General features: G+C 68.3%; 5 protein-coding genes and 2 pseudogenes. 3 read left to right on the top strand and 4 right to left on the bottom strand.

The genetic code is table 11. The features are described from left to right. Nucleotides 1–995 (bottom strand): annotated as a pseudogene (locus tag ACWC2T_RS28360) (IS110 family transposase); the annotation flags it as partial. A 441-nt stretch (nucleotides 996–1,436) separates the two neighbouring features. On the opposite strand from ACWC2T_RS28360, the gene ACWC2T_RS28355 reads away from it, so the two are divergent. After that, nucleotides 1,437–2,189, top strand: a complete 753-nt coding sequence (locus ACWC2T_RS28355) for an alpha/beta fold hydrolase (protein WP_450673179.1) — start codon at nucleotides 1,437–1,439, stop codon at nucleotides 2,187–2,189. 44 nt (nucleotides 2,190–2,233) lie between these two features. Continuing rightward, a pseudogene (locus ACWC2T_RS28350) lies at nucleotides 2,234–3,112 on the top strand (IS5 family transposase); the annotation flags it as partial. A 16-nt stretch (nucleotides 3,113–3,128) separates the two neighbouring features. On the opposite strand, the gene ACWC2T_RS28345 reads toward ACWC2T_RS28350, so the two are convergent. From ACWC2T_RS28345 to ACWC2T_RS28335, 3 genes are all read right to left on the bottom strand, one after another. After that, entirely contained in the window at nucleotides 3,129–3,680 is a 552-nt protein-coding gene (locus ACWC2T_RS28345; protein WP_450673178.1) for a hypothetical protein, read from the bottom strand. A 215-nt stretch (nucleotides 3,681–3,895) separates the two neighbouring features. Beyond that, entirely contained in the window at nucleotides 3,896–4,528 is a 633-nt protein-coding gene (locus ACWC2T_RS28340) for an MFS transporter (RefSeq protein ID WP_450673177.1), read from the bottom strand. A 288-nt stretch (nucleotides 4,529–4,816) separates the two neighbouring features. Next, nucleotides 4,817–5,179, bottom strand: a complete 363-nt coding sequence (locus ACWC2T_RS28335) for a winged helix-turn-helix transcriptional regulator (RefSeq protein WP_450673176.1) — start codon at nucleotides 5,177–5,179, stop codon at nucleotides 4,817–4,819. Between the two features lie 78 nt (nucleotides 5,180–5,257). Between ACWC2T_RS28335 and ACWC2T_RS28330 the strand changes: the two genes are divergently transcribed. Beyond that, nucleotides 5,258–5,905: an NADPH-dependent F420 reductase gene (locus tag ACWC2T_RS28330; protein ID WP_450673175.1), complete on the top strand. Its 648-nt coding sequence runs from the start codon at nucleotides 5,258–5,260 to the stop codon at nucleotides 5,903–5,905. The last annotated feature ends 95 nt before the right edge of the window (nucleotides 5,906–6,000 follow it).

Below are 6,000 nucleotides of genomic sequence, written 5' to 3'. Positions count from 1 at the left end.
GGTTCTCAGCAGCCCGCGGTGATAGCGCCGGGGTCTGCGCATGTTGCCGCTGACGCGGCCGGAGTCGCGGGGCCTGGGGGCCAGGCCGGCGAAGCCGGCCAGGCGGTCGGAGCTGGCGAAGGCGTCCATGTCGCCGCCGGTCGCGGCGATGAACTCCGCTGCGAGCTTGGCCCCATGCCGGGCAGGCTGCGGATCACCTCGGCATGCGGATGCTCGCGAAACCGGGCCTCGATCAGGCCATCGAGCTCGGCGATCTCCTCATCGAGGTCCATCACCCCCTTCGCGAGGCGGACCACCATGGCAGCGGCCAGCTTCTCGCCAGGGAGCGCGGTGTGCTGAGCCTGGGCGGCCTCCACCACCGTCCTCGCCAGTGCTGCGGCACCTCGGACCTTGCGGTTCTTCAGCCACGTCTCGATCCGGTTCACGCCCGCACGCCGGATCGCCGCCGGGGTCTGGAAGCCGGTCAGCAGCACCACCGGACCGTGGTTCGTCAGCTCCAAGGACCGCTCCAACGCAGGGAAGATCTCCAGGAGTTGGGCACGCAGGCGGTTGATCTGGCGAGTGCGGTCGAAGACTACGTCCAGACGACGGGTGGTCAGGGTGCGCAGGTCGACGGCGATCTCGTCGCCGGGCCTCAGCAGACCGAGGTCACGGCGAACGCGAGCCTGGTCGGCGATGACGAAGGCGTCCTTCGCGTCTGTCTTGCCCTCGCCGCGGTAGGTGGCAGAAGCACGGTGGACCGCCAGGCCGGTGAGGTAGGCGACCGGCTGGCCGTGGCTGATCAGCAGGCCGATCAGCAGCGCGGCACCACCATGGTTGAGGTCCACCGCCCACAGCACATCCTGCGATATCTCCAGGACGTCGCCGATCAGAGCGAGGAGCTCGGTCTCGTCGTTCTGGACCCGGCGGGACAGCAGACGCTTGCCCTCCGCGTTGATCACCACCGCATGGTGATGCGTCTTGCCGATGTCCACTCCGGCCCAGATCTCGGGCACGTTCCCCTCCGCCAGCTCGTCGTACATCGATCCCACAGACGACCTCGCCGACGTTGTCCTACAGCAGCGATCGGAGTCGCATCTCCCAATTGGCGGTCGAGTCGTCGCGGGGCTCCGGGCGGCCAAGTCCCTTGAGCCATCGAACGGTCTCCACCATGCCAGCCATACCCAGAACCCCTGGGCCCTCCGATCTTACGAATGACCAGATCAGACCCACATCTGAAAGGTAGGACCCCCATGCCCAATCCCACCGCACGGCGTCGGCGACGACGGCACGCGACGCTCACCCTGGCCTCCGTCGCAGTCGCCGCCTGTGGCCTCACCGCCTGCGACGCAGCCACTGCGAAGAACGCGCAACCGGCTACAACCGTGTCCCGAACCAGTGCAACGGCATCCTCGGCGTCCCCAACGGCAATGACCGTCGCCCAGCCCTCACTTCACATGATCACCAACAACGGTCACAAGCTGGCGTTCTACGTGACGCCTGGCCATGGCCCGGCCATCGTCCTCGACGCCGGTGGAGGTCTCGACGCGTCGTACTGGAAGAAGATCGTGCCCGTCCTCGCGAAGAAGACCGGGTCCGAGATCATCACCTACGACCGCACCGGGGAAGGCAAGAGCAGCGACGTACCCGGGCCGTGGAGGGCACAGGACGCCGCCTCCGACCTCGCGGCCGGCCTGACGCAGCTGGGAGCCACAAAGGACGTGCTCCTGGTCTCCCACTCCCTCGCCGGGGAGATCGCAACGTACTTCGTCAGGCAGCACCCGCACTGGCTCACCGGCGCTGTCCTCGTGGACGCCAGCCTTCCCGAGTTCTACACCGACAGCGAGACCGCCAAGCTCGTGGCCGCGAACGAGCAGCAGATCGCAGCGCTCAAGAAGAAGCCACAGACCCGGGCGACCCGCCAACTCCTCGCCGAGGCCGACCACTACGGCCCCGTACACCGCGCCTACCACAAGCTGCCCTGGCCCCAGAGCGTGCCCGCCACCGCGATCGTGTCCTCAATGACCCCCTTCCCCACACCCGTCGACGCCCGATTGTGGCGACAAGCCCAGCAGGAGTTCGCCAGCGCAGCACCCAACCGCCACCTGGTCGTGGCGGACCGCAGCTCTCACGACATCCCGATCGACCGGCCCGACGTCGTCATCAAGACGATCGAGGACATGGCGAACCAGGTCCGAGGACGTGTCTGATAGGTCGGTGACGGACCAGAAGGTCGCTCGTTCAGGGTTGGTGTGGGCGGGGTGATCTTAGTGATGGGGAGTGGGTGCGGCTGGAGCCGCACCTGCCGATGAACATCGGACGCGGCGGGCGCTGGAAGTGCCACCGGATGGTGATCAACGGGATCCTGTTCCGGCTGCGGACCGGGGTTCCATGGCGGGACCTGCTGTCGCGGTTCGGGAAGTGGCAGACGATCTACGACCGGCATCGCCGTTGGTCAGCGGACGGAACATGGGAGATGGTGTTTCGTGCTGTCCAGGCGGAGGCTGATGTCGAGGGGCGGATCGACTGGTCCGTGGTGAGCGTGGACTCCACCGTCTGCCGCGCCCACCAACACGCCGCCGGGGCCCGTAGGAGGGCGCCGTTCGTGCCGGGCAGACGACGCCGTCCGGCCCAGCACCGGTCGGATGAGGCCTTGGGGAGGTCGCGTGGCCGCTTCACCTCGAAGATCCATCTGGCCAGTGAGGGCGGTCGCCGTCCGCTCGCCTTCGTCATCACCCCGGGTCAGTGGGGCGACGCCCCACAGATGATCGAGGTCCTGGCCCGCATCCGCGTGTCCCGGTCAGGTGGCGGGCACCCGCGCACCCGGCCCGAACACCTCTGCGCTGACCGGGCCTACAGTTCCCGCCGCAACAGCCGCTACCTGCGCCGACGCCAGATCAAGCACACCATCCCGGAGCCAGCCAACCAGAAGGCCAACCGCCGACGCTGCGGAAGAAGCGGCGGGACACCCACCGGCTTTGACCGTGGGCGGTATGCCCGCCGCAATGAAGTGGAACGAACGATCAACACGCTCAAGGCATTCCGCGCTGTGGCGATACGGTTCGACAAGCGGGCGTACGTCTTTCACGGCACCGTCACCGTCGCAGCGATCCGGCTGTGGCTTCGGTCATGACCCTTGAGGGCAGTGTTCAGTTCTGCCAGAGGAACGCGGCCTCACCACAGGGTTGGCAGCTGAAGAGGTAGCCCCGGCCGCCGCCGCCGAAGTTCGCCTTGGTGGCGAAGTCGTGGCCCTCTTCGAGCTCGGCCGTAAACGCCATGCGGTTGGCACAAGTCGGACAGTCGGGGGTCTCGTCGTCCTGGATCCAGTCGGGTTCACCGCCCAGCCGTCCCAGCACCGGCTGTTCAGTCGGCGTGTCAGCGGGATGGCCTCGTAGAGCGGTGACTGCGCCGAGCAGTGTCGTGCCCTCGGCGGGGACAGCGGCTGGGGAGAGGTCGCCGTTGAACAGGAAGGCGCGGTTGGCACCGGCCGTGGCATCCCAGTCGTCACACAGGCCGGGGTCGTTCTGGCAGACGAACACCGAGAACACGCCGGTGCCGAGCGGCAGATGGGCGAGGAACTGCATGCTCCCACCGCATTCACGGCAGCCCGGCCAGAGGAACTCATCCGGTACCAGTGGGACACCACCGGTACGCAGCACGGGCGCGTCAGCGGCGGGTTCTCCGTCGTAGATCAGCAGCATGGCTACAGCCTAGGGCTGGCACTACAGCCAGACTTCCGCGCGGCCGACAAGGCGCGAGCGGGTCGAGGCAAGGAGCCCAAGTGGCTACGACATTTCGACTGGTGCAAAAGTCCGGACTGGTCGATGTGATGCGCCTGCGTGACATCGTCTGTGTGAGGGACCAAGAGCGGATCGCCGCGGTCGGCGACCTGGCGGAGGCGTTCGACCGGTTCGACTCACACGCCGACTACATCGGCACGTACACGGGCGACACACTGGTGGGCACCATCAAGGTGGTACCCGACAGCGCCATCGGGCAGGAGGGCGAAGAGGACGGTGGGGCCGAACTCCATCGCGGTGTTCAGCACGCCGCTCACGAGTCCGATTTGCTGCTGCGGCACGCCCGCGGTGGCGAGCACGGCGGCTCCCGCGAAGGAGGCCGCGGCGCCGGCCGGCAGCAGCACAAGGCCCGGCGGGAGCCCATAGGCGTACGAGGCGTGAGCGTTGATCCCGGTGAGCGCGAGGACGGCGAGCCCGACCCCGCCCATGCCGAGCCCGGCGGTCGTGACCGATCGGGCCCCGTACCGCGCGATGAGCGGTCCTGCCGCACGGCCTGAGGTGATCAGCGCAACGGCGAACGGTACGAACGCCGCCGGGGTCTGCAGCGGCGACCAGTCGCGCGACTGCTGGAGGTGGAGCGAGAGCACCGCAAAGGTCATTGAGGTTCCGCAAGCGCTCAGCGCGATGGCCGCGAGGGCGAGGGCCCGCCGCCGGTCGAGCAGGAAGCGGGGTGGCAGCAGCGGGTCGCGGGCGCGTCGCTCGGCGCACCGGAACGCGGCAAGCAGCACGGCTCCGGCGAGGAGCGGCACGAGTGCGCCGACCGACGACCAAGGTTGGCCGTCGGTGACGACGAGCCCGTAACTGGCGAGGGTGATCCCGGCGTGGCGAGCAGAGCTCCCGGCAGATCGAGAGTCCTGCCCCGGTTCGGCGTGGTGTCCGGCAGCAGCCGGGGCGTGAGGGCGAAGGCTGCGGCCGCCACCACGAGTGGTACGGCGAACGTCCAACGCCAGGACAACAGCGCTGAGATGAGACCGGAGAGCAGATTGCCCGCGGTGACTGCGTGCCGTGACCTGGTCCGTGAGGGCTTCCCACCACGATCACGCCCCCGCTTCCTCGGCCCGCTCCCGGGCTGCCATCACGTCTTCGCCGTGTTCGAAGGCCCACGCGCCGAATGCCTCGATGGGCTCCAGCAGCGTTCGCCCCAACCCAGTGAGGATGTACTCCACGTGCGGCGGCGACCCTGCGTACGCGTGGCGCTCCACCAACCCGTTGAACTGGAGCCGGCGCAGCGTCTCCGTAAGGACTTTGGGGCTGATCCCGCCGATCCGTTCGCGCAGTTCACCGGGTCGCGCGGGACCATCGCGCAGCGTCCACACCACCACCGCGTTCCAGGTGTTGGCCAGCAGATCGAATGCGAGGCGGGCACGGCAGTCGGCGATGTAGCCCTGATCAGTGGTCACTTACCAGATGGTGCCCGAGCGGTTTCCTAGTGTCGTCCCAATTCCGACTTACGGGATCACCACGAGGAGGCTGGGCTGATGAGAATCGGGATTGCCGGTGCCGGCAACATGGCGCGGGTGCTGGGTGCACGGTGGTCACAGGCCGGGCACGACGTGCTGGTGGGTGGGCGGGACGCCGGCCGCGCCGCGGCCCTGGCCGACCAGATCGGCGTTCGGGCGGGGACGCTGCGGGAGGCGGCTCAACACGGCCGGGACGCGGTACTGCTGGCCGTGCCGTACTCGGCGGCGATCAGCGTGGTATCCGAGCTGGCCAACACCGTACGAGGCCGGACGCTGATCGACTGCACCAACCCGCTGGCGCAGGGCTTCGTCCTTGAGACCTGGGGCGGGCCATCGGCGGCCGAGCGCCTCGCGGCTGCGGCGCCCGGTGCATCCGTGGTCAAGGCATTCAATCTCTGCCATGAGAGCGTGTGGCGTTTGACCCCGCCGGTCTTCGGTGGACGCCCCCTCGCGGTGCCGCTCTGCGGTGACGATGCACTGGCTCTCGAAACAGTACGGCTCCTTGTCCGTGACCTCGGCTGTGTGCCGGTCAACGGAGGGGGGCTCGGCCGGGCGGGCCTGCTGGAGGCGACGGCCGCGCTCCTGATAGGTCTGTGGGTGGGTGAAGGTGCGGATGCTCAGGCGATCGCGCCCCCGCTGGAGTACGCGGGGGTTGATCTCGCCTGATTGGCGATCCGGTGCCGGAGCGGTACGGGCACGGGAACGGCCACTGCGTGATCATCAAGGGCTGTGTGGACTCATGATGATCGTGCGGTGGCCGC

It is taken from the genome of Streptomyces sp. NPDC001393, from assembly GCF_053597455.1.
Note: the sequence above shows the minus strand (reverse complement) of the source record. Positions and strands in the feature narration are given on the sequence as shown.